This is a genomic window from Sinomonas sp. P10A9, assembly GCF_041022165.1.
GTDB lineage: Bacteria > Actinomycetota > Actinomycetes > Actinomycetales > Micrococcaceae > Sinomonas > Sinomonas puerhi.
The window spans coordinates 992,605-1,012,782 of the sequence record NZ_CP163302.1 but is presented as its reverse complement, the minus strand read 5'-3'; the positions used below and the strand labels follow the sequence as shown (position 1 = coordinate 1,012,782).

The window sequence follows — 20,178 nt, the reverse complement described above, 5'->3', positions numbered from 1 at the left end:
GGAGTCACCTCCCTGCAACCCGAGGGTCACTCTCCGATGTCCTCCGCCCACAGCGCAGGCCGTTCACGCTGGAAGTCGCGCATCATCTCGACGCAGCGCGAATCGTCAAGCACCTCGACCTCCACGCCCCGCGAGCGCAACAGCTCGATCTCGCCGGGAAACGTGCGGGCCTCCCCCACCACAACGCGCGGAATCTTGAACTGGATGATCGTTCCCGAGCACATCGCGCACGGGGCGAGCGTCGTGTAGAGGACCGTGTCACGGTACGTGCGTTGACGCCCCGCCGCGCGGAGCGCGGCCATCTCCCCGTGGGCGATCGGATCCCCGCTCTGGACGCGCTCATTGTGCCCCACGGCGATCACCTCGCCTCCGCGCAGGATCGCTGCGCCGATCGGGATGCCGCCCTCCGCTAGACCATCTCGGGCTGCCGCGAGCGCCGCCTCGAACCCGGCGTCACTCATCGCGCCGCCGCAGCGGGGACGAGCATGACCTTGGTCGCGCGGCGCTCGTCCATGGCCTTGTAGGCTTCGGCCGCATCCTCGAGCGGCATGACCGAGTCGAAGACGAGCCCGGGATTGATGGCGCCCGAGAGGACATCGGCAAGCAGCTCGGGAAGGTAGTGGCGCGTCGAGGCCGCGCCACCGCCCACGGAGATGTTCTTCGAGAACAGGGTTCCGATCGGAAGGTCGGAACCTCCCGCGGGCACCCCGACGAATCCGAGGCTTCCGCCGGGCCGCGTGCAGCGCAGCGCCTGATCCATCGACTCGTGGGTCCCGACGCATTCGAGGACCGAATCGGCGAGGACGCCGCCGAGCAGCCCGCGAACCGTCTCGGCGGCCTCCTTGCCGCGCACCGCGACAACGTCCGTCGCCCCGAACTGCCGTGCAATTGCGGCCCGGTCCTCGTGCCGGGACATCGCGATGATCCGCTCGGCCCCCAAACGCTTCGCCGCGAGGACCCCGCAGAGGCCCACGGCGCCGTCGCCCACCACTACGACGCTCCGGCCCGGACCCACGCCCGCGGCGAGCGCCGCGTGATGGCCCGTGCCCATAACGTCGGAGAGGGTCAGGAGGCTCTTCGTGAGGGCCGCGTCAGGCTCGGTGACTCCGGGGACCGGCACGAGCGTGCCGTTGGCCATGGGGACCCGCACGCGCTCGCTCTGGCCGCCGTCGACCGGGAGTCCATGCTCGTCGGTCGCACCCCAGGCCGCACGGTGCTCGCAGGCGACCTGCACCCCGTTGCGGCACGGCGGGCACTCCCCGCACGAGATAGCCCACGGCGCCACGACGAAGTCCCGGACCTTGACCGCCGTGACGTCCGCACCCACTGCCTCGACGACGCCCACGAACTCGTGTCCGATCGGCTTGGCCTCGGTGATCTCCCGGACGCCCCGGTAGGGCCAGAGGTCAGAACCGCACACACACGCGGCGGTCACGCGCACCACGGCGTCTCCGGGAAGCAGCACGTCGGGGTCGGGGCGGTCCTCGACGCGGATATCACGGGTTCCGTAGATCATGGTGGCGCGCATGGGTGCTCCTCGTCAGGGAAAGGGCGGTTCGGGGGCCCGATGGTTCAGAACAAACCTACTCTGGTCTATCCTCGAAGCGTGGCGGTCCCCCGCTCCGCAGCCCGACTCCCCCATCCCGCGCCGCCCCTTGACGAAGGGCGCCGGCTCTATGAGTCGGGCTCCTGGACAAGCGCACTCGAGGCCTTCGAGCGCGCGGACTCGTCCGCGCCGCTGCCCGGCCGGGACCTCATGCTCACGGCTTTCAGCGCGTACCTGCTCGGCCGCGAGGAGCGCAGCATCGACCTCCTCGGACGCGCCTTCCGGGAGTTCCTGGACGCGCACGACGGCGCCGCTGCCGCCCGCGCCGCCTTCTGGCTCTCCTTCGCGCACGACACGCGCGGTGACCTCGCCCGGGCCGAGGCCTGGGGCCTGCGCCTCGCGGGGATCGTCGACGAGCACGGACTGAGCGCGGAGCGCGCCCTGCTCCTGTCCGGTCTCGGCCACCGCTCCCTCGCCTCTCCCGACCCGGCCGAGACACGCCGCGCCCTCGGGCTCTCCCGGGAGGCCACCGCGATCGCGCGCCGCGTGCGGGACACCGACGCCGAGGTCTTCTCGCGGCTCGGCGCCGGCTGGGCACTCCTCCGGCTCGGTAGTACCTCGGAAGGGCTCGCCGAGCTCGACGAGGCGATGGCCACCGTGACATCCGGCGAGGTGCAGACGCCCATCGTGAACGGTGTCGCGTACTGCTCGGTGATCTCGGCGTCCCTGCTAGCGGACGACGTCGCCCGCGCCCGGGACTGGACGTCCGCCGCCACCGACTGGTGCGAGCGCCACCAGGATCTCGTGCCGTTCCGCGGCCAGTGCCTCGTGCACCGCTCGGTGGTCAAGATGCTCGACGGCGACTGGCAGGGCGCGCTCGAGGAGGCCATCAGTGCGTCTCAGCGGGTCCGCCCCGCGGATGCCGGTCTGGCCAGCTACCAGCTGGGCGAGCTCCACCGGCTTTCCGGTCGCTTCACTGAGGCCGAGGGCGCCTACCGTCTTGCCAACGCTGCCGGACGCCGCCCCGAGCCGGGCCTCATGCTGCTGCGCCTCGCGGAGGGGCGCACGGACGCGGCGGCTGTCTCGGCCCGGCGGCTCTATTCCGAGCTCACCCGGCGCGCCGAGCGCGAGGAGTTCCTGCCGGCCTACGTCGAAGTCATGGCCGCCGCGGGCGACTCCGAGGCCGCGCATGCGGGCGCCGCGGAGCTGGCCGAGCTCGCAGACCAGGCCCGGCAGAGCGGGGCCGCTCTCTCCGGCATGCCGCGGGCTCGCGCGCTCACCGCCGAGGGCACGGCCTGCTGCGCGGCGGGCGAGGCGGCGGTCGCGGTGAGGAGCCTCCGCGACGCGTCGCTCGCGTGGCACGACCTCGGCATGCCGTATCTCGAGGCGCGCGCCCGTGCGACGCTCGGCCGCTGCTACGCGGCGCTCGGGGACGACGAGGCCGCCGCCCTCGAGGTTGAGGCGGCCCGGGCCACCTTCGAGCGGCTCGGTGCCGCGCCGGACCTCGAGGCCCTGCCGAAGGGCACAGCGCGAGCGGAGCACGCGACGTCGTCCGCGACTCCGCTCACCGAGCGGGAAGTGGAGGTCGTGCGGCTCGTGACCGCGGGCCTCACCAACAGGGCGATCGCGAAAGAGCTCGTCCTGAGCGAGAAGACCGTGGCGCGGCATCTGGCGAACATCTACGCGAAGCTCGGCATCGCCTCCCGCGCGGCAGCCACCGCCTACGCCTACGACCACGGCCTCGTCTGACCCTTCCCCGCCTCGGAGTCGCCTCCGTCCCCACCTCGGGTGCCGACCGTCCGCCGCCCGGGAACCTGCACAGAACTGCCCACTCCGCGAGGGCCCTAATGGGCAATCCACCCGAAGCGCCGGCTCCCACCCCCGCCGTACCGTCGAGGCATGACCAACACCCAGCCCCAGACACCCATCCCACTCCAGGACGACGGCGGCCAGCGGCGCATCGAGACGATCATCGTCGGCGGCGGCCAGGCCGGACTGGCGACGGCGCATTCGCTCGCCGAGACCGGCCGCGAGTTCCTCGTCATCGAGGCGTCCGAGCGGATCGGCGAGCAGTGGCGCGAACGTTACGACTCGCTGCGCCTCTTCACCCCGGCACTCGCCAACGGACTCCCTGGCGCCCCGTTCCCGGGACCCCGTTTCGCGTTCCCGACTGCCCGGGAGCTCGGCGACTTCCTCGAGTCTTACGCCGCGCCCATCGCTGACCGGATCCGCACCGGCGTCCGCGTCATCTCCGTGAGTCCGCTGGGCAGCGGCGGATTCCACGTCGCTACAGACGCCGGCGACTACACCGCCGAGAACGTCGTCATCGCTATCGGTTCCGACTCGACGCCCAAGGTCCCGGACGTCGCATCGCAGCTCGACCCGGGCATCCGCCAGATCCACTCGAGCAAGTACCGGAATCCGGGTCAGCTCCTACCGGGACCGGTGCTGGTGGTCGGAGCCGGCACCTCGGGCGCAGATCTTGCGCTGGAGTCTGTACAGTCCGGCCACGAGACCTGGCTGTCCGGCCGGCATCCGGGTGAGATCCCCTTCAACGAACGCGTCCGTGGCCCCCTCTTCGCGTTCGTCGCGCGGTATGTCCTGACACTCAAGAACCCGATCGGGCGCATGGCCCGCCCGAAGATACGTGCTGGCAGCGCGCCCCTTGTGCGCACGAAGCGCGCCGACCTCGACGCGGCGGGGGTCCGGCGCACTCAGGCCCGGACCGTCGGAGCCGTCGACGGCAAGCCGCAGCTCGACGACGGCACAATCCTCGATGTCGCCAACGTCCTGTGGTGCACGGGGTACCGGGGCGACTACTCGTTCGTGCCCGCGGCACCGATCGGCCCGGATGGCTTCCCCGCCGAGACGGACGGCGCGGCCGACGGCGTTCGGGGTCTGTTCTTCGTGGGCCTCGTGTTCCAGCGGACGTTCAGCTCGCACCTCGTGGGTGGAGTGGGCCGGGACGCGAAGCTCGTCGCGGACATGATCGCCGCCCGCTCGCGTCTGGGGGTCACCACCTGACGGTCATGTCCTGAGGGTCTTCTCGCCCGAGCACACGACGACGGCGGCCGGCCGCCATCCGTGGGGAAGGTGACCGACCGCCGTCGTGGGTCAGTGGTTTCGCCTGAGCGAAACCGCCGGGTGGATCAGAGGTTCGAATCCGGGGTGTGCACGGGGTAGACCGAGCGGAGGAGGTGGGCGGTCTCGGACGGCGTCTTGCCGACCTTGACACCTGCGGCCTCGAGGGCCTCCTTCTTCGCCTGGGCGGTGCCGGAGGAGCCGGAGACGATGGCGCCGGCGTGGCCCATGGTCTTGCCCTCCGGGGCGGTGAAGCCGGCCACGTAGCCGACAACCGGCTTAGTGACGTTGTTCTTGATGAACTCGGCCGCGCGCTCCTCGGCGTCGCCGCCGATCTCGCCGATCATGACGATCGCCTTCGTGTCCGGGTCCGCCTCGAACGCCGCGAGCGCGTCGATGTGGGTGGTGCCGATGACCGGGTCTCCGCCGATGCCGATGGCGGTGGAGAAGCCGAGGTCACGGAGCTCGTACATCATCTGGTAGGTCAGCGTGCCCGACTTGGACACGAGGCCGACGCCGCCCTTGCCGGTGATGTTCGCCGGAGTGATGCCCACGAGGGCCTCGCCCGGGGTGATGATGCCGGGGCAGTTCGGGCCGATGATGCGCGTGGTCTGGTTGCCGTCGGCGTCCTTGGTCGCCTGGGCGAGAGCCCAGAACTCGGCCGAGTCCTGAACCGGGACACCCTCGGTGATGACCACGACGAGGCCGATCTCGGCCTCGATGGCCTCGACCACGGCGTCCTTCGTGAAGGCCGGCGGGACGAACACGATCGAGGTGTCGGCGCCGGTCTCGGCCATGGCCTCCTTGACGGAGCCGAACACGGGCAGCTCGAGCGTGTTGCCGTGCTGGTCCTGGTGGCTCACCGTGGTGCCGGCCTTGCGCGCGTTGACGCCACCGACGATGTTGGTGCCGGCCGCGAGCATGCGGGCGGTGTGCTTGGAGCCCTCACCGCCGGTGATGCCCTGGACGATGACCTTGTTGTCCTTGTTGAGGAAGATCGACATTTTCTCTCGTCCCTTACTTCCCGCTGCTTGCGGAGTTCGCGAGCTCGGCGGCCTTGTCGGCGCCCTGGTCCATGTTCTCGGCGAGGGTCACCAGCGGGTGGTTGGCCTCGTGCAGGATGCGGCGACCCTCGTCGACGTTGTTGCCGTCGAGACGCACGATGAGGGGCTTGTCAGCCGCGTCGCCGAGCTTGTGCAGGGCGCCGACGATGCCGTTGGCGACCGCGTCGCACGCGGTGATGCCGCCGAAGACGTTCACGAACACGCTCTTGACCTGCTCGTCGCCGAGGATGATCGAGAGGCCGTTCGCCATGACCTCGGCCGAGGCGCCGCCACCGATGTCCAGGAAGTTGGCCGGCTTGACGTTGCCGTGCTTCTCGCCCGCGTAGGCCACGACGTCGAGCGTGGACATCACGAGTCCGGCGCCGTTGCCGATGATGCCGACCTCGCCGTCGAGCTTGACGTAGTTCAGGTCCAGCGCCTTGGCCTTGGCCTCGAGCGGGTCCTCGGAATCCTTGTCCGCGAGCTCCTCGTGCTCCGCGTGGCGGAAGCCGGCGTTCTCGTCGAGGGAGACCTTGCCGTCGAGGGCGATGATATCCCCGGCACCGGTGCGCACGAGCGGGTTGACCTCGACGAGCGTGGCGTCCTCGCCCTTGAAGACGTCCCACAGCTTGACGATGACGGCCGCGACCTTCTCGCGCAGCTCGGGGGCGAAGCCCGCCGTCTCGACGATCTCAGCGGCCTTGGCCGCGTCGATGCCCATGGCCGGGTCGACGGCGACCTTGGCGAGCGCGTCCGGGCGCTCGACGGCCAGCTGCTCGATCTCCATGCCGCCCTCATCCGAGCACATGGCCAGGTAGTTGCGGTTGGCGCGGTCCAGCAGGACCGAGAAGTAGAACTCCTCGGCAATGTCCGCACCGGCGGCGATCATGACCTTCTTGACGGTGTGGCCCTTGATGTCCATGCCGAGGATGTCGCTCGCGTACTGGAAGGCCTCATCTGCGGTCTTCGCGACCTTGACGCCGCCAGCCTTGCCGCGGCCTCCGACCTTCACCTGAGCCTTGACGACGGTGACCCCGCCAATCTTCTCGGCCGCAGCCTTGGCTTCCTCGGGGGTGTGCGCAACGATGCCGGCAAGCACGGGAACACCGTGCGCCTCAAACAGATCGCGCGCCTGATATTCAAACAGGTCCACGGTTCAGGTCCTCTACGTCGAAGTAGTTCTGACTCGGAGCACGCACGAGTGTGCCGCGGGGAGCTCCCCTCGGCGGGCCTGATGCTCCAAGGGAACTCTAATCCCTCGGCGCGTCCCGAGGCGCGCCGAGGCCCCTTTCGTGACAAACGGCACAGCTCTACAACATGTAGAATTCAGCGCACGACGGCGCACGGCCGGGTCGCGAATTCAGCTCACCTTGGTCAGGGGCGCGTACCGCAGGAGGAGCCGCTTCTCGCCGATGTCGAAGCTCACCTTTGCAACCGTCTTGTCCCCGGCGCCCTCGACCCCGATCACGGTCCCGTTGCCGAACGCCGTGTGGTTGACTTTGTCCCCCACCACCACGGAGATGACCTCCTTCTGCGGCTGAACGCGGCCCTTCTTCTCGGCCGCGGAGGGGGCGGACGACGCAGGAGAGATCGAGGAGAAGCTCGTGTTCCGGCTCGTCCCGGCCCCCCACGAGGATCCTCCGAACCGCGACCCGACGCGGTCGTAGCGGCTGTTTGTGCCGTCTCCGGCAGTCCCGACGGCGGGTGGCCGCTTGGTACCCTCGCGTTTCCAGTCGATGAGCTCGGCCGGGACCTCGCCGATGAACTGGCTGGCGGGGTAGTACTCGCTCTGCCCCCAGAGGCTGCGCACTTCGGAGCGGGTGAGGTAGAGGCGCTTGCGGGCCCGCGTGAGCCCGACGTAGGCGAGCCGCCGCTCTTCCGCTAGTTCCTCCGGGTCCGTCGCCGACCGTCGGTGCGGGAACACGCCGTGCTCCATGCCGGTGAGGAACACGACGGGAAACTCGAGGCCCTTGGCGGTGTGCAACGTCATGAGCGTCACGACGCCCTGCTGCTTCGCCTCGGCCACGGCCGCGTCCACCTCCGCCTGAGACGCACCCTCAGGCGCGTCCGGAATCTGGTCCGCATCCGCGACAAGGGAGACCTGCTCCAGGAACGTCTGGAGGGTCCCCTCGGGATTCTCCCTCTCGTATTCGCGCACGACGGCGACCAGCTCGGCCAGGTTTTCGACGCGCGACTCGTCCTGGGGGTCCGTAGAGCTCCTCAGGCCCGCGAGGTACCCGGTCTGTTCGAGTACTGCTTCGAGAGATTCGGCGGCGCCCGAGCCCTCGGCCACCCCCGCGAGGTCGTCGAGCAGCTTGACGAACCCCTTGACGGAGTTGAGTGAGCGCGTGGCAATACCGGGTGCCTCGTCGGCGCGGCGCATGGCGGCCATGAATGAGGTCCTGTCCCGCTCGGCCAGCGCCGCAATCGTGCCCTCGGCCCGCTCGCCGATTCCACGCTTGGGCTCGTTGAGGACGCGGCGGAGATTGACGTCGTCGTCCGGGTTCACGAGAACCCGGAGATACGCGAGGGCGTCCTTGATCTCCTTGCGTTCGTAGAAGCGCGTCCCACCAACCACCTTGTACGGCAGGCCCACGCGCATGAGGATCTCCTCGAGGCTGCGGGACTGGGCGTTGGTGCGGTAGAACACCGCGACGTCGCCCGGGCGGAACTCCCCCGAGTCCGTCAGGCGGTCGATCTCGCCCGCAATGAATCGGGCTTCCTCGTGCTCGTTCTCGGCCGCGTAGCCGATAATTTTCTCGCCGTCGCCCTCCGCCGTCCAGAGGCGCTTCTCGGGCCGGTTCGGGTTGCGTGAGATGACGGCGTTGGCGGCGGAAAGGATCGTCTGGGTAGAGCGGTAGTTCTGCTCGAGCTTGATGGTCCGCGCGTTGGGGTAGTCCTTCTCGAACTCCACGATGTTGCGGATGTCCGCGCCGCGGAACGCGTAGATCGACTGGTCCGAGTCGCCGACAACCGTCAGCTCCGACGATTCAGGGCCCTCTCCGACAATCTCGCGGACCAGTGAGTACTGCGCGTGGTTCGTGTCCTGGTACTCGTCCACGAGCACGTGCCGGAAGCGGCGGCGGTATGTCTCGGCGAGTGCAGGAAAGGCCCGGAACATGTACACGGTCTCGGCGATGAGATCGTCGAAGTCCATGGCGTTCGCCTGGCGCAGTCGCTGCGTGTAGCCCTTGTAGACCTCGGATACACCGGCCTCGAATGGATCCTTCAGGTTCGCGCGCGCAGCGAAGTCGTCGGCGTCGATGAGCTCGTTCTTGAGCGAGGAGATCTTGTGCTGGACGGCTTTGGGGGGCACTTTCTTCGGGTCCAGTTCGAGGCCCTTGTGGACGAGCGTGATGAGGCGCAGCGAGTCCGCTGAGTCATAGATCGAGAAGTTCGAGTTCAGCCCGACGGAGGAGGCCTCGCGGCGCAGGATCCGCACGCACGAAGAGTGGAAGGTCGAGATCCACATGCGCTTGGCGCGCTCCCCGACGAGAGCCTCGATTCGCTCGCGCATCTCGGCCGCGGCTTTGTTCGTGAACGTGATCGCGAGGATTTCGCCGTGGTGGGCACGGTGGGTTGCGATGAGGTAGGCGATGCGGTGCGAGAGAACCCGCGTCTTGCCGGAGCCGGCTCCCGCCACGATGAGCAAGGGAGCGCCCCCGTGGGTCACCGCTTCGAGCTGCTCCGGGTTGAGGCCCTCGAGGAGGTGCGCAGCCTGGGCCTCGGCCTCGCGCCGCGCGTCGTCGGCGGGATCCGATGCCGGGAGCCAACTCGCGGGAAGGTCTTCCGGGGCGTACTCCTCCTCGGGCGGGGGTGGAAGCTCGTCACGATCCGGTTCCTCCGCCCCGCCGGGCAGGCCGGACTTGGGCAGGTGGGCGTAGGGATCGAAAAGCATATCCATGATCCTTTCATTTTAGGCCGGGCCGCCAGCACTCTGCCGACGCACCCATCGCGCGCACTGGGCCGTGCGCTGTCCGACTCGGGACCTTCCATCACCCGCGACCATGAACTAGGATGGGAATACCAGTTCGAATATCGCCCATATTATTCGAACGAAACCGTTCGAGTCTCGGTACTCGACTGCTTCGTACCGGACGTTGTCTTGGGGGTGGATCTCGTGGAAGCACCATCGCAGCCGTCCGATGCCCTCTCGTCCGCGCTCGACCCGTGCATCGCCGACCTGAACATCTTCGCGCCACGGTCTGGCGGCGCGCTCAGAGGAAGGCTCTGGGCCAAGGAACCGTCGCTCCTGTCGCTCGAGGAGGCCGCAGCGCTCGTTGCAGAGGCGCCACGCGTGATCGCCTGGGTCTCGGCGATCCAGGCGGGTGCCATCGAGCGGGTGCGCGAGGGGATCGCACAGGCGCCCTTGGATTCCCGGGACGGGCAGCCTGAGCGCCTCTCCGGAGAGGTGGCCCATGCTCTCGCGGTAACCGAGATCGCCACGCTTCAGGAAACATCCGAGGCCACGGCCGCGCGCCTCATGAATCTGGCACACGAACTCAGTACCACCCACGTTGCGGTGATGGAAGCCATCGAGTCCGGTGACATCACAGAAGCGCATGCGCGTGCCATCGTCGATCAGGCGGCCTCGCTTCCGGAGGAGGTCAGGGAGGCGTACGGCATCGCCGTGCTCAAGGCATGCCGAACCCGCACGGGACGCCTCCGGACGCCGGCAGAGTTCCGGCGGGCCGCCCGGGACCTCCGTGAGAAGATGCACCCAGAGTCGATCCAGACCCGCCGCAGAGCTGCGGCGCAGGAACGCGGGGTGTGGCAACGTCCCGAGGAAGACGGAATGGTCACGCTGACCGCACTCATGCCTGCCGAGACCGGGATGGCCCTGTACCGTCGCATCGATTCGCTCGCCCGTGCCCAACACCGCACACCCGATGAGCACCGCACCCTGTCTCAGCTGCGGGCCGATGCCCTGACGCACCTCGGCCTCAACGGGGTGCGCCAGGCACCCGACGCCACTGCAGCGGGGTCGCGCACTCAGGAGGACCCGCGCGCGGCGGCTCACCCCCGCATGGATACAGGCCTCAAGGAGCCGACCCATCCGGACGTCATCGCCGCGCAGGACGTCATCGCCGCGTCCGCCGGCGGTGACGACATCGTCGGCGGCACGGCCAACGCCGTGGCTGCTTCGCGCGCAGGGGGCACAGCCCAGATGGAGAATTTCGCGATTCCGGAGGAATTCGCTGGCTCCGTGAAGGCGGCGATCGTTGTGCACTTGCCCGCGGCGGTGCTCCTCGGGTCCGCCACCGGCAACGGCTATCTCGACGGCTATGGAATCATCGACGCGGACGCGGCCCGCCAACTCGCGGCCGCCGCGCCGAATTGGCATCGGCTGTACACGGACACCGACGGGACGCCGCTTCGACTCGGCCGGACGGCGTACCGGCCTCCGGAAGCCATGCGCCGGTTCCTGCGCTACCGCGACGGCACGTGCGCATTCCCAGGCTGCAACCAGCCCGCCGAATCCTCGGAGCTGGACCACACTCACGAGTGGCAGGACGGAGGGGGAACCGACGCCGACAACCTGGCTCACCTGTGCCGAAAGCACCACGCCCTCAAGTCGCTCGCCCTGGTCCAGGCGCGCCAGACAGCAGCAGCCAGAGCCCCCGAAGGCCAGTACGCCGAGCCGACGGGAATGATCGTCTGGACAACCATGCTCTCTTACGCCCAGACCACCACCCCGTCGGATCGCGACAGGCTCCTTGGCTACATCGACGACTCTCCACCGCGCGCGCAATACCCCTCGGCGGGATCCTCATCCTTCACGTCTGCCGAACCTGAAGCACCGGGTGCGCAGCGCGCCACTGATCTGGAGCGCGAAACACCGTCGACGGCGCTCCGTGGCCTCGTCGATCTTGGGCAGGACCCGCGAGACGATCCGGAGCAGGATGCGCGGAAGGATCGTGGGCAGGACGCGCAGGATCGTGGGCAGGACGCGCAGGATCGTGGGCAGGACGCGCGGGATCAATCCGAACAGCCGCCGCCGTTCTGACAACGGTCACGTCTGCGGTGGTGCAGGACGTTCATCCAGACACCGTCAGTCGGCGGATTCGGCCCTGCGGACGCCGTAGTGATGGCCTTCACTGTCCGTCTCGATGTCGATTCCGGCGAGCTCCTGCTCCTCCTTGACATCCTCGGGGTTGTGACCGTGCCGTTCGGGCTCCTGGGCGGTCCGGTGGTCGGCCGGGCCGTACAGCCCGCGCAGGCGGCCCATGGTCCGCATGAACGATTCCGACTTCGTCTCATGCCGGCCCGGCTCGTGCTGATCCTGCTCGTGATGGCTCATCATGCACCTACCTTCGTACTGGGTTCGGCCTTCTCACCACGGTCTAGCGCTTCTCACTGGGGTCTGGTCTCACTGAGGTCTGGCTTCGACCGTCTCAGCGCTCGCGAAGACCTCACGCATGAGCTCCAGAATCCGGTTGCGTGAGGCAAGCTGCTCCACGAGGCACTTCTCGAGCTGTTCGGCGAGGTGCACGCTGATCCACTCGCGTGCGTAGACAGTGAGCGGCTCATACATCGCGATGGCCTCATAGAGGACCTCGAGGGCCAGCGGTAGGACGGCGAGGTCCTTGATGCCGTCGGCGGTCTTGCGGAGCACGGCGTGCGCCTCCCTGTCGAGCCCCTCCGCAGTGTGCCCCGGCGGGACGCCCACGTTGCGCTTGAGCTCGGCGAAGCAGTCCTCGAGGACTGCTGCATGCAGGCGCGCCTCCTCGCTGAGGTCGAGCATGAGCGCGCTCACCTCACGTCGCTGGGACTCCTGCTCAAGGGTCCCAAGTGTCACAATCGCGCGGCGGCTCGTCCCGCGGGCAATTCCGAGGCGGTACACGAACAGTTCATGCGCCTCGGAGAAGTACTCGAACATGGCAGAACCTCCCTACCGGCGGGCCAGCGGCGGCCGCGAGGTCTGGCGGATCCTCCGAAGACGTCCGCCCCCAGTCCTGACTACATTTTCCCGCCGCGAGGACATTGGGGCAATGAACGGCCTCGTCGCGGGCGCGTTTGCTCGGGAGTCGGGTCCCGGCTGTCGCTCGAGTGGTCGCTTTAGTCCTCGACGCTGCGGCGCTGCTCCGCGACGTCCACGGGGTCGGCCTCGATGAGCACTTCCTCAGCGTCGATCAGTCCGTCTTCCTCGTCCCACGCCTTCTCGTCGGGGGCAGTCTCGTCGGGCTCCACGGGATAGTCGACCGAGGGATCCTCCTCCTCGGCGCGGACGTGGGCCGGGTCCTGACCTTCGATGCTGGCCATCGTTGCCCTCCTTGGCGGTGCTCGTGGTGCTCACGGACGGTTGCCTCTGGGGACTAGTCCCGCAGGGCCCCTCCAGCACAACACCGCACCCGCGGAAGGTCAAGGCACCGTGGACCCGTCGCCGGCCGACCCACGGCCAGCCGGTTCAGTCCCGGTCTCGTCCAGCCCCGCCCGGTCCCGGCCGACCCCGCCCAGCCCCGGCGAGTCGCTTCCGGGCCCCGCAAGCGAACCGTCTTAGACGAATCGGCTAGACCAAGCGCGCAGAGGCGAGGGCGTCGACGATCTCGCCGACCGCCGTCGTGCCTCCTGCAGCGAACCAGGTGAGGCCGTTGACCTCGACGGTGGCAGTGGTTCCGCCGGCCGCGGTGACGATCGCCTTGCCGGGGAGCCAGTCCCACTGAGGGCACGAGTGCTGGAACCATGCGCCGATCTCGCCCTCGGCCACGCGGGCGAGATCGCACGAGCCTGAGCCGAGGATACGGATCGACGCGGCCTGGACCGCGGCCGCATGCCACGGCATCGCCGAGTACGGCTGTTCCAGCCAACGCGGCTGGATCGACGTCGCGGTGCCGAGCATGCCGAGAGGCGCGTCGGCTGGGCCTTCGAGCGGGCTGCCATTGAGCATCGAAGGCGTGCCCGGGCCGCCGAGCCAGAGCTTGTCCTCCTGCGGCTGGTAGATCGCGCCGAGGAGCGACTCGGGATCGGCGTCCGAGCTGGCGGCTGGGCCGCGCAGCGCGAGGGCCGAGCACCAGTAGGTCGAACCAGCGAAGAAGTTGTACGTGCCGTCCACGGGATCGATGACCCAGGTCCTGCCCGACGCGGATGGCACGTCGGTGCCCTCCTCGCCGAACACTCCGTCATCGGGCCTACAGCGGCTCAGCTGGGCGAGGACGTACGCCTCGGCGGCCTTGTCCGCGGCGGTCACAATGTCGGAGACGGACGTCTTGCGCTCGGCGTCGAGTCCCTCGCTGCGCATGGCTAGCGCGAGGTTCCCGGCCGCGCGCACGAGCGCCGCGGCCAGATCGGCGTCAGAGAGTGCGGGGTCGAGGTCGGGAAGGGCGCGCAGGGAATTACTGGTCTCAGCCACGCGTCCAGCCTACCCGCGGGACGAGGGCGCCACCGAGGTCACCACTGAGGAGGCCATCAAGGAGGAACGCGGACCCCTATACGCGAGGACGGATAATGGGGGCATGTCGAAGACCCCCGCCCAGCGGGCGCGCAAGCATGGCGACCGCGCGGCCGTTGCGCCCACCACCCGTTCGGGCCAGCCCGTCAACCCGACGAACCCCACAACAACCCGTAGCCCCGAACGTGCTCAGGGCAACGCGCGGCTCATCATCATCGCCGGGCTCGGGGCGAGCCTCTTCATGTTCTGGTACTACCACCTGCTCACGCTCCAGCAGATGACCCAGCTCTCGGGCGGACTCCCCATGCCGGACTCGCTCATCGGCGGATTCTCGCCCGACTACGCGCACCAGCTGCAGACCGCCCTCGACGACGCCGCGCGCGGGCAGCTCAGCTACGTCCACAAGACGGCCGGGACCATCTTCCCGCTCCTTGCGGGCTTCACGTTCCTGCTCGTCTTCGGAACCTGGCTCAAGTCCAAGGCCCTCCGCTGGGGGGCGTTCGCGCTCGTCGCCGTGTTCACCGTCGTACGCCTGTGGGGCAACGTCGCCGTCGACTCCGCCGTGTCCCCCGGGGCCGACGCCGGCTCGGCGGTGCTCGCCTCGGCCCTCGTCGTGGCCGGATGGGTGCTTCTATTCCTCATCCTGGTCGGCGCCGGGGCCGCCGCGCTCCTCGCCCGACGGGAGCGCACGACGCCGGTACCCGCCTCCGCGGACTGACGCGCCTTCCGCTGGGGTCAGCGGCTCGCGCGGCGCAGAGCCCTTGCCTGCCGTGCGGGGACGCCGAGCCTGTAGGCGATGACGGCGCCCGCCACGGCGATGCCTGCGGTGATCGGATAGCCCATGAACCGCTCGAGCGTTCCGGGCTCGGGCACGTGAAGGGCCACCGCACCGCCGATCACCGTGGCGGCGAATGCCGAGGCCCCGCACAACAGCACGGGCCATGCGGCAGCCGTACGCCTGATCCACAGGACGCCGAGGACCACGAGCGCAAGCGAGCCCCCGAGGAAGTACGCCCCCGCCCCCGCGAGGTGGACGGCTTCCTGGGAGTCCTGCGGAACAAACCCCACCACGGCCACGCCTGCCCCTGCCACGCCGAGCAGGATTCTGACGGCGAGGGTCGCTGCGCGGGGCACGACGATGGCTCGATGCCGGGAAACGCGCCCGCCCCCGGGAGCCACCCCGAGCGCCACCGCCGCCCGCGCGCGGAAGCCGGGCAGCGGCGTCGTGCGTCGCGTGCCGGCCCGTGCGAGGCCCTCGGAAAGCCTCGCCTCCGCGCGGACTGCGGGCCCGTACGCCGCGACGCGCAGCACCGCCGAGGTGATGAGCAGTGCTGCGATCACCATTCCGACCCCTTGGAGCACGAACGAGACGTTCATGAGTGTGTGCAGTGGCGAGCAGACCTCACGGGTCCCATGCAGTCCACAGTGCACCTGGCCCAGGTCGCTGATGAGGTTCAAGCGGCGGGTGTACGGCGCGGGACCACGCCAGGCCGCGATCACGGCGGCCTCGGCGACGAAGAACTGGACCACGCTCACGGCCGACCATGCCCCGAGGTAGTGCCGGATGCGGTCGGTCATGACAGGGCCCGCAGCGTTCTCGGTGCGCTCGGCGTCGTCGGGGTGTGCCACCCGCCCAGCCTAGCTACCCAGCCGTCCCACCCAGCCCAGCCGCGCACCGACGCGCGCGGGCGCGTTGTTCCAGCTGGCCCAGACGTGTCAGGAGACACCGCGCCACCCGGTATGCTTGATGCCGTGCCCGGCCACCGGGCCGGCCCCCGTAGCTCAGTAGGATAGAGCGGCCCTCTCCTAAAGGGCAGGTCATCGGTTCGATTCCGGTCGGGGGCACTTGTCGTATTCAGTGCCTGATCTGCGCGCGTACCTCGCCGGCTCCTGGACCGTCGAGCGGGTCATGCTGGACCGTGCCACAGGCACGCGCGGCAGCTTCAGCGGCACCGCCACCTTCTCGCCCCTCCCGGACCCCGCGCACGACGGCGCCCTCCTCCAGCGCGAGGACGGCACCGTGCGCTGGGGCTCGCACGAGGGCCACGCCGAGCGCGAATACGTGTGGCGGCCCGCCGCCTCGCCGGGCGCCATGGACGTGCACTTCCCCGACGGCCGCCCCTTCCACACCGTCGACCTGACCGGCGCAGCCGCGGACGGCGCCCACTGGTGCTCGCCGGACGACTACCGCGTCCACTACGACGCCGTCGGACCCAACGAGCTGCACTACACGTGGGACGTGAAGGGCCCGGCGAAGGACCTGCTCCTCGAGAGCGTCCTGCGCCGGGCCCAGCCCTGACCCTGGCCCCACGACCCGGGGTCAGACGCCCTTGTTGTACACATCCAGCCCGAACCGGTTGAGCCCCGGAGCGCCTGCGTAGCCGAGGAACGGCAGGCCGTAGAGGTCCTCGATGCTGGCGAGCAGGCTGTAGTGGTTGTACGAGGTCGTGGACCACGTGCCGCCCGCGGTGAACGGGGAGAGCACAAGCGCGCCGACGCGGCCGCCGCCCATTCCCGTGATGCCGGGCAGCGGGGCGTTCGGTCCCGGCCCTTCACCGCAGCACGCGCTAGCGTCCTGCTGGGGACCGTCCGACTCGTCGAACGTGATCACGAGGACGCCGTCCTGCTTGAACGCCGGCGAGCCCGTGATCACTGGGACCCACTGCTTGAGCCACGCGTCCGCGGACACGAGGCCACCTGGCTCGCCGTCGACGCAGGGGGAGTCGTGGCCGTCGTGGCACAGGTTCGGCGTGATGAAGGAGACCGTGGGGGTGGTCGATGGAGAGGAGACGTCGCCGCTCAGTGCGGACAGGTCGACGTCGTTCGCGGCGCAGTCCGGAGAGCCCGTGATCCCCGCGAAGTACACGAAGGGATTGTGTCGAGCGGCGTACTGGTCGCCCACGCGGGCCCTCTGGGTGTCATCGACGGCCCCGAGCTGCGGATGGCGGCAGGGCGTGCCCATGTCCTCCATGTAGCCCTTCCACGTCTTCCCGGCCTGGGTGAGCTGGCCCGCCAGGGTCGGCACGCCGGAGGGGTACACGCAGCCGCTGCCCACGGCCTGCCCCTGCGCGGCCGTTCCTGTCTGGATGAACGGGCTGTAGGTCTGGCAGTCGGCCTGGGTCTGGCCGTTCGGCCCCTGGCCCGAGACCTCAGCGATGTAGTTGTCGAGGGAGTTGTGCCCGATCCCGTAGTAGGTGTTGAGCAGCACACCCTGGCCGCGCAGCGTCTGCGAGAGGTACGGCGCCTTCGACGCCGGGCCCCACGTCTCGTCGTAGCCCTTGTTCTCGAGGTTGATGACGAAGACGTGTGCACTGGGCGGGAGGTAGCGCGGGTTCGCGTCGTCCGCGGCAGCGGGCTGGTCCGCCCCGCCGCGCACGAGTGCGACTGCGGCGAGCGCAAGCACAGCGAGGGCAGCGAGGACGACGGCGAGTGGCCGGCGTCGTGCGGCAGAGGCAAGTACGCCCGTGGCAAGTCGAGAGCGGGTCATGCGAGCTTCCATCCTTCCGCGATGGCGCGGGCCTTGAGGGGGTGCCACTCGTCTTCTGGGTCGCCGCCGGGCAGCGGCGTGCACGGTGTGCCGGCCACGAACGGCGGAACGAGGTAGGTGGGCGCGCTGAGGTTGGGAGCGCTCCGCAAGTCGAGGACCTCGGCGATGTTCGCGGCGTTGGCGTCGCGCGGGGTGAGTGCCGGGAGATTCCAGCGCCACTCGATGGCCTTGAGCACGGACGTGTGGTCGTAGGTTCCGGAGGCGATTGCCCCACGGCGCGCATAGGGGGAGACCGCGAGCGCCGGGACGCGGAAGCCGCGCAGGGCCGTCGTCGGGCTCACGTCGGGGGCTGTGGTCGGCGCGACGTGGTCGTAGAAGCCTCCCCACTCGTCGAAGTTCACGACGAGAAGCGTGCGGGACCACTGCGGCGACTTCGTGACCGCACTGTAGACCTCGTTGAGGAACAGCTCGCCCGAGCGGACGTCGGCGTGCGGATGGTCGTCGCCGGACGTGCCGGTGCCCTCCTCCAGGAAGCGCGGGTCCACAAAGCTCACGGCGGGGAGGGTCCCGGCCGCGCAGTCGCTCAGGAATGTCGCGTACGGAGCCGAGATGGGCAGGTACTTGGTGCCCCACAGAGCGAGGAAGGGGACGTCGGAGTAGTAGTACTTCCCGCTGACCCCCGCCTTGGCGAGGCTGTCCCAGATGGTCGGCATGGTTGCGTTGACGCTTGAGTTGTGGATCCGGTCCGTCTGCGCGGCGTGCTGGTAGAAGCGATTCGGGTAGGTCTCCGCCATGACGGCCGCGTAGTAGTTGTCGCACACCGTCCAGCCCGGCGCGGCCTGCGCCCAGAACGCGAGGTCGGCCGACGTGTAGTAGCCGACGGCGAAGTCGTCGTTGTCTCCGGAGCGGAGCCAGCCGTCGCACTTGCCGTTGTTGAACTGGATGCGTCCACCCTCGTACGAGTGGTCGGGGTCGGGGTGGCTGCAGCCCTGGTAGTCGGTGAGGTGGTGCGTCGCGTGGGGGACCCCGTATCGGTCGATATAGCTCAGACCGGCTTGCTTCCCGTTGGCGCCGGGCAGCCAGCCGAGGAAGTGGTCAAAGGAGCGGTTCTCCATCATCACCACGATGATGTGGTCGATTCCCGAGGCTTCGGGGCTGGGCAAGGCCGCTTGGGCGACGCTGCGGACGGGCGACGGCGCGGTGCCGGGAAGGGCTGCCGCGCCGACTGCCGCGAGGGAGGCGGCTGAGAGGAAACTGCGGCGGGAGAAGGTCACGGTCAACCAAGCTACCCGCGAGTAGGGAGGACTATGGCCAGTTCCCTCGAGTGTTCAACCCAAGTTCACCGACTTCCCACGCGGCTCCCAGCTGCGAGGCCCAAGCTGAATGTTCCCCGAGCACTCCCAACGACCCGGGGCCACCTCCCCCGGATGCGGGGTTGCGAAGTCAAGGGAACGGTGCAACGTCTCAGGCGGCGGTGAGGAGTTCCTTCATGCGCTGGTGCGGGGTGGCGAGGTTCAGGGTGGGGCGGGGGCGGTTGTTGAGGCTGTCCTGGACGCGTTTGAGGTCCTCGGCGGTGTGGATGGAGAGGTCGGAGGCCTTCTTGAACCAGTGGCGCAGGAGCCGGTTGGTGTTCTCGTTGGTCCCGCGCTGCCAGGGCGAGTGCGGGTCGCAGAAGTAGACCTGCAGGTCCAGGGCCATCTCGACCTGCCGGTAGCGGGCCATCTCCGAGCCCCGGTCGTAGGTCAGGGTCCGGCGCAAGTCCGCCGGCAGGGTGCGCATCGCGGCCACGATGGCCTTCTCGACGTGCTCGGCGGCGTGCCCCTCGGGCAGGTGCAGCAGGATCGTGTAGCGGCTCGAGCGCTCCACCAGGGTCCCGATCGCGGCGTTGGACCCGCCGCCGGAGAGGATCAGATCCGCCTCCTGCCGGTGCTCAGGCACTGGTAGAGGTCCTGGCGCAGGTGCCCGCGGCCCTGGACGTAGACCGCGGCGAACACGTGCCGGTAGACGGTCTCGTGGCTGATGCGCATCCTCCCATCGTCGGGGAAGAACACCGGCAGGACCAGCGAGATCAGCTTCGGCGACCAGCCCTCGTCCATCGCGTCCTCGACGAACTCCCGCAGCGGAGCATGGGCGAGCTTGGACTCCTTGGGCCTGGCCAGGCCCTGACACGCCCGGATGTGGGCCACGTCCGCCTGGTACTGCGCCGGCCCGCCGTTGCGGGCCACCTCCCGCCAGACGGTACTCCTGTCCCGACCCAGCTCGCGGGCGATCCGAGCGTAGTTCGGCCTCCCGGGCCGCTCGCGCAGGCGGATCATGATCACCACCCTGTCCTGGAACCGCAGCCGGCCCGACCCCGCGCCCCCATCGACGAACGGGCCCCCGGCCGCCCCGCCCTCCGCGCCCATGACGATCTCCATGGGCCCAAAGCGTCGCACCCACCTGTTCACCGTCGTGCGAGGACGCCCCACGACACGCGCAGCCTCCGCAATCGAGGCGCCCAGCCTCAACGCCGCGAAGACCCCGTCAACCTCCCACGACTCCACAACCCGACCACTGGCCACCGGCAGACCCCTCCCACACGGACGATGTTGCACTCACCGTATGAATCCGCCGGTCACCTCTCTGCGATGCG

At 69.3% G+C, this 20,178-nt stretch carries 17 protein-coding genes, 1 tRNA gene and 1 pseudogene; 6 read left to right on the top strand and 13 right to left on the bottom strand.

Annotation, left to right across the window (positions count from 1 at the left end; translation table 11 throughout):
- Positions 1-26: 26 nt before the first annotated feature.
- Together AB5L97_RS04620 and AB5L97_RS04615 are read right to left on the bottom strand one after the other, a co-directional pair.
- Entirely contained in the window at positions 27-461 is a 435-nt protein-coding gene (locus tag AB5L97_RS04620; RefSeq protein ID WP_369046640.1) for a nucleoside deaminase, read from the bottom strand.
- On the bottom strand, positions 458-1,528 hold the full coding sequence (locus AB5L97_RS04615; protein WP_369046639.1) for a zinc-dependent alcohol dehydrogenase family protein: 1,071 nt from the start codon (positions 1,526-1,528) through the stop codon (positions 458-460). Before AB5L97_RS04615 ends, AB5L97_RS04620 begins: the two co-directional genes overlap by 4 nt.
- A 78-nt stretch (positions 1,529-1,606) precedes the next feature.
- Between AB5L97_RS04615 and AB5L97_RS04610 the strand changes: the two genes are divergently transcribed.
- Positions 1,607-3,295 carry a helix-turn-helix transcriptional regulator gene (locus AB5L97_RS04610; protein WP_369046638.1) on the top strand — a complete coding sequence of 563 codons (1,689 nt, stop codon included), beginning with the start codon at positions 1,607-1,609 and terminating at the stop codon, positions 3,293-3,295.
- A 150-nt stretch (positions 3,296-3,445) separates the two neighbouring features.
- Positions 3,446-4,570, top strand: a complete 1,125-nt coding sequence (locus tag AB5L97_RS04605; RefSeq protein ID WP_369046637.1) for a flavin-containing monooxygenase — start codon at positions 3,446-3,448, stop codon at positions 4,568-4,570.
- A gap of 125 nt (positions 4,571-4,695) precedes the next feature.
- On the opposite strand, the gene sucD is transcribed toward AB5L97_RS04605, so the two are convergent.
- From sucD to pcrA, 3 genes are all read right to left on the bottom strand, one after another.
- A complete protein-coding gene (gene sucD / locus AB5L97_RS04600) occupies positions 4,696-5,631 on the bottom strand; it encodes a succinate--CoA ligase subunit alpha (protein WP_307957788.1) in 936 nt (311 codons plus the stop codon).
- A 13-nt stretch (positions 5,632-5,644) separates the two neighbouring features.
- A complete protein-coding gene (sucC, locus tag AB5L97_RS04595; protein ID WP_369046636.1) occupies positions 5,645-6,823 on the bottom strand; it encodes an ADP-forming succinate--CoA ligase subunit beta in 1,179 nt (392 codons plus the stop codon).
- A 207-nt stretch (positions 6,824-7,030) separates the two neighbouring features.
- Entirely contained in the window at positions 7,031-9,574 is a 2,544-nt protein-coding gene (gene pcrA / locus AB5L97_RS04590; RefSeq protein ID WP_369046635.1) for a DNA helicase PcrA, read from the bottom strand.
- Here pcrA and AB5L97_RS04585 point away from each other — a divergent pair.
- Positions 9,545-11,677 (top strand): HNH endonuclease, encoded by a 2,133-nt coding sequence (locus AB5L97_RS04585; protein WP_369046634.1) that lies wholly within the window; start codon positions 9,545-9,547, stop codon positions 11,675-11,677. The two genes, pcrA and AB5L97_RS04585, sit on opposite strands and share 30 nt — an antisense overlap.
- Before the next feature lie 45 nt (positions 11,678-11,722).
- Here AB5L97_RS04585 and AB5L97_RS04580 read toward each other — a convergent pair whose 3' ends face one another.
- The 4 genes from AB5L97_RS04580 to AB5L97_RS04565 form a co-directional block, all read right to left on the bottom strand.
- Positions 11,723-11,974 carry a hypothetical protein gene (locus AB5L97_RS04580; protein ID WP_369046633.1) on the bottom strand — a complete coding sequence of 84 codons (252 nt, stop codon included), beginning with the start codon at positions 11,972-11,974 and terminating at the stop codon, positions 11,723-11,725.
- A gap of 66 nt (positions 11,975-12,040) precedes the next feature.
- A complete protein-coding gene (locus tag AB5L97_RS04575) occupies positions 12,041-12,550 on the bottom strand; it encodes a DUF892 family protein (RefSeq protein WP_307957783.1) in 510 nt (169 codons plus the stop codon).
- Positions 12,551-12,729: 179 nt separating this feature from the next.
- Positions 12,730-12,933 carry a hypothetical protein gene (locus tag AB5L97_RS04570; RefSeq protein WP_369046632.1) on the bottom strand — a complete coding sequence of 68 codons (204 nt, stop codon included), beginning with the start codon at positions 12,931-12,933 and terminating at the stop codon, positions 12,730-12,732.
- Between the two features lie 247 nt (positions 12,934-13,180).
- A complete protein-coding gene (locus AB5L97_RS04565) occupies positions 13,181-14,020 on the bottom strand; it encodes an inositol monophosphatase family protein (RefSeq protein WP_307957781.1) in 840 nt (279 codons plus the stop codon).
- Positions 14,021-14,123: 103 nt separating this feature from the next.
- On the opposite strand from AB5L97_RS04565, the gene AB5L97_RS04560 reads away from it, so the two are divergent.
- Positions 14,124-14,777, top strand: coding sequence for a hypothetical protein (locus AB5L97_RS04560; protein WP_307957780.1), 654 nt, complete (start codon positions 14,124-14,126; stop codon positions 14,775-14,777).
- Between the two features lie 17 nt (positions 14,778-14,794).
- Here the strand turns inward: AB5L97_RS04560 and AB5L97_RS04555 are convergent, their stop codons facing one another.
- A complete protein-coding gene (locus AB5L97_RS04555; protein ID WP_369046631.1) occupies positions 14,795-15,688 on the bottom strand; it encodes a hypothetical protein in 894 nt (297 codons plus the stop codon).
- 142 nt (positions 15,689-15,830) lie between these two features.
- On the opposite strand from AB5L97_RS04555, the gene AB5L97_RS04550 reads away from it, so the two are divergent.
- Positions 15,831-15,904, top strand: a tRNA-Arg gene (locus tag AB5L97_RS04550).
- Between the two features lie 13 nt (positions 15,905-15,917).
- The gene (locus AB5L97_RS04545; RefSeq protein ID WP_369046630.1) at positions 15,918-16,358 is read left to right on the top strand and encodes a DUF6314 family protein; all 441 of its coding nucleotides are present in this window, start codon (positions 15,918-15,920) and stop codon (positions 16,356-16,358) included.
- A 21-nt stretch (positions 16,359-16,379) separates the two neighbouring features.
- Here the strand turns inward: AB5L97_RS04545 and AB5L97_RS04540 are convergent, their stop codons facing one another.
- The 3 genes and pseudogenes from AB5L97_RS04540 to AB5L97_RS04530 form a co-directional block, all read right to left on the bottom strand.
- Complete coding sequence (locus tag AB5L97_RS04540) at positions 16,380-17,546, bottom strand: alkaline phosphatase family protein (protein ID WP_369046629.1); 1,167 nt, start codon at positions 17,544-17,546, stop codon at positions 16,380-16,382.
- Complete coding sequence (locus AB5L97_RS04535; RefSeq protein ID WP_369046628.1) at positions 17,543-18,820, bottom strand: alkaline phosphatase family protein; 1,278 nt, start codon at positions 18,818-18,820, stop codon at positions 17,543-17,545. The genes AB5L97_RS04540 and AB5L97_RS04535 overlap by 4 nt, the downstream gene beginning before the upstream one ends.
- 190 nt (positions 18,821-19,010) lie before the next feature.
- A pseudogene (locus tag AB5L97_RS04530) lies at positions 19,011-20,107 on the bottom strand (IS30 family transposase).
- Between the last annotated feature and the right edge of the window lie 71 nt (positions 20,108-20,178).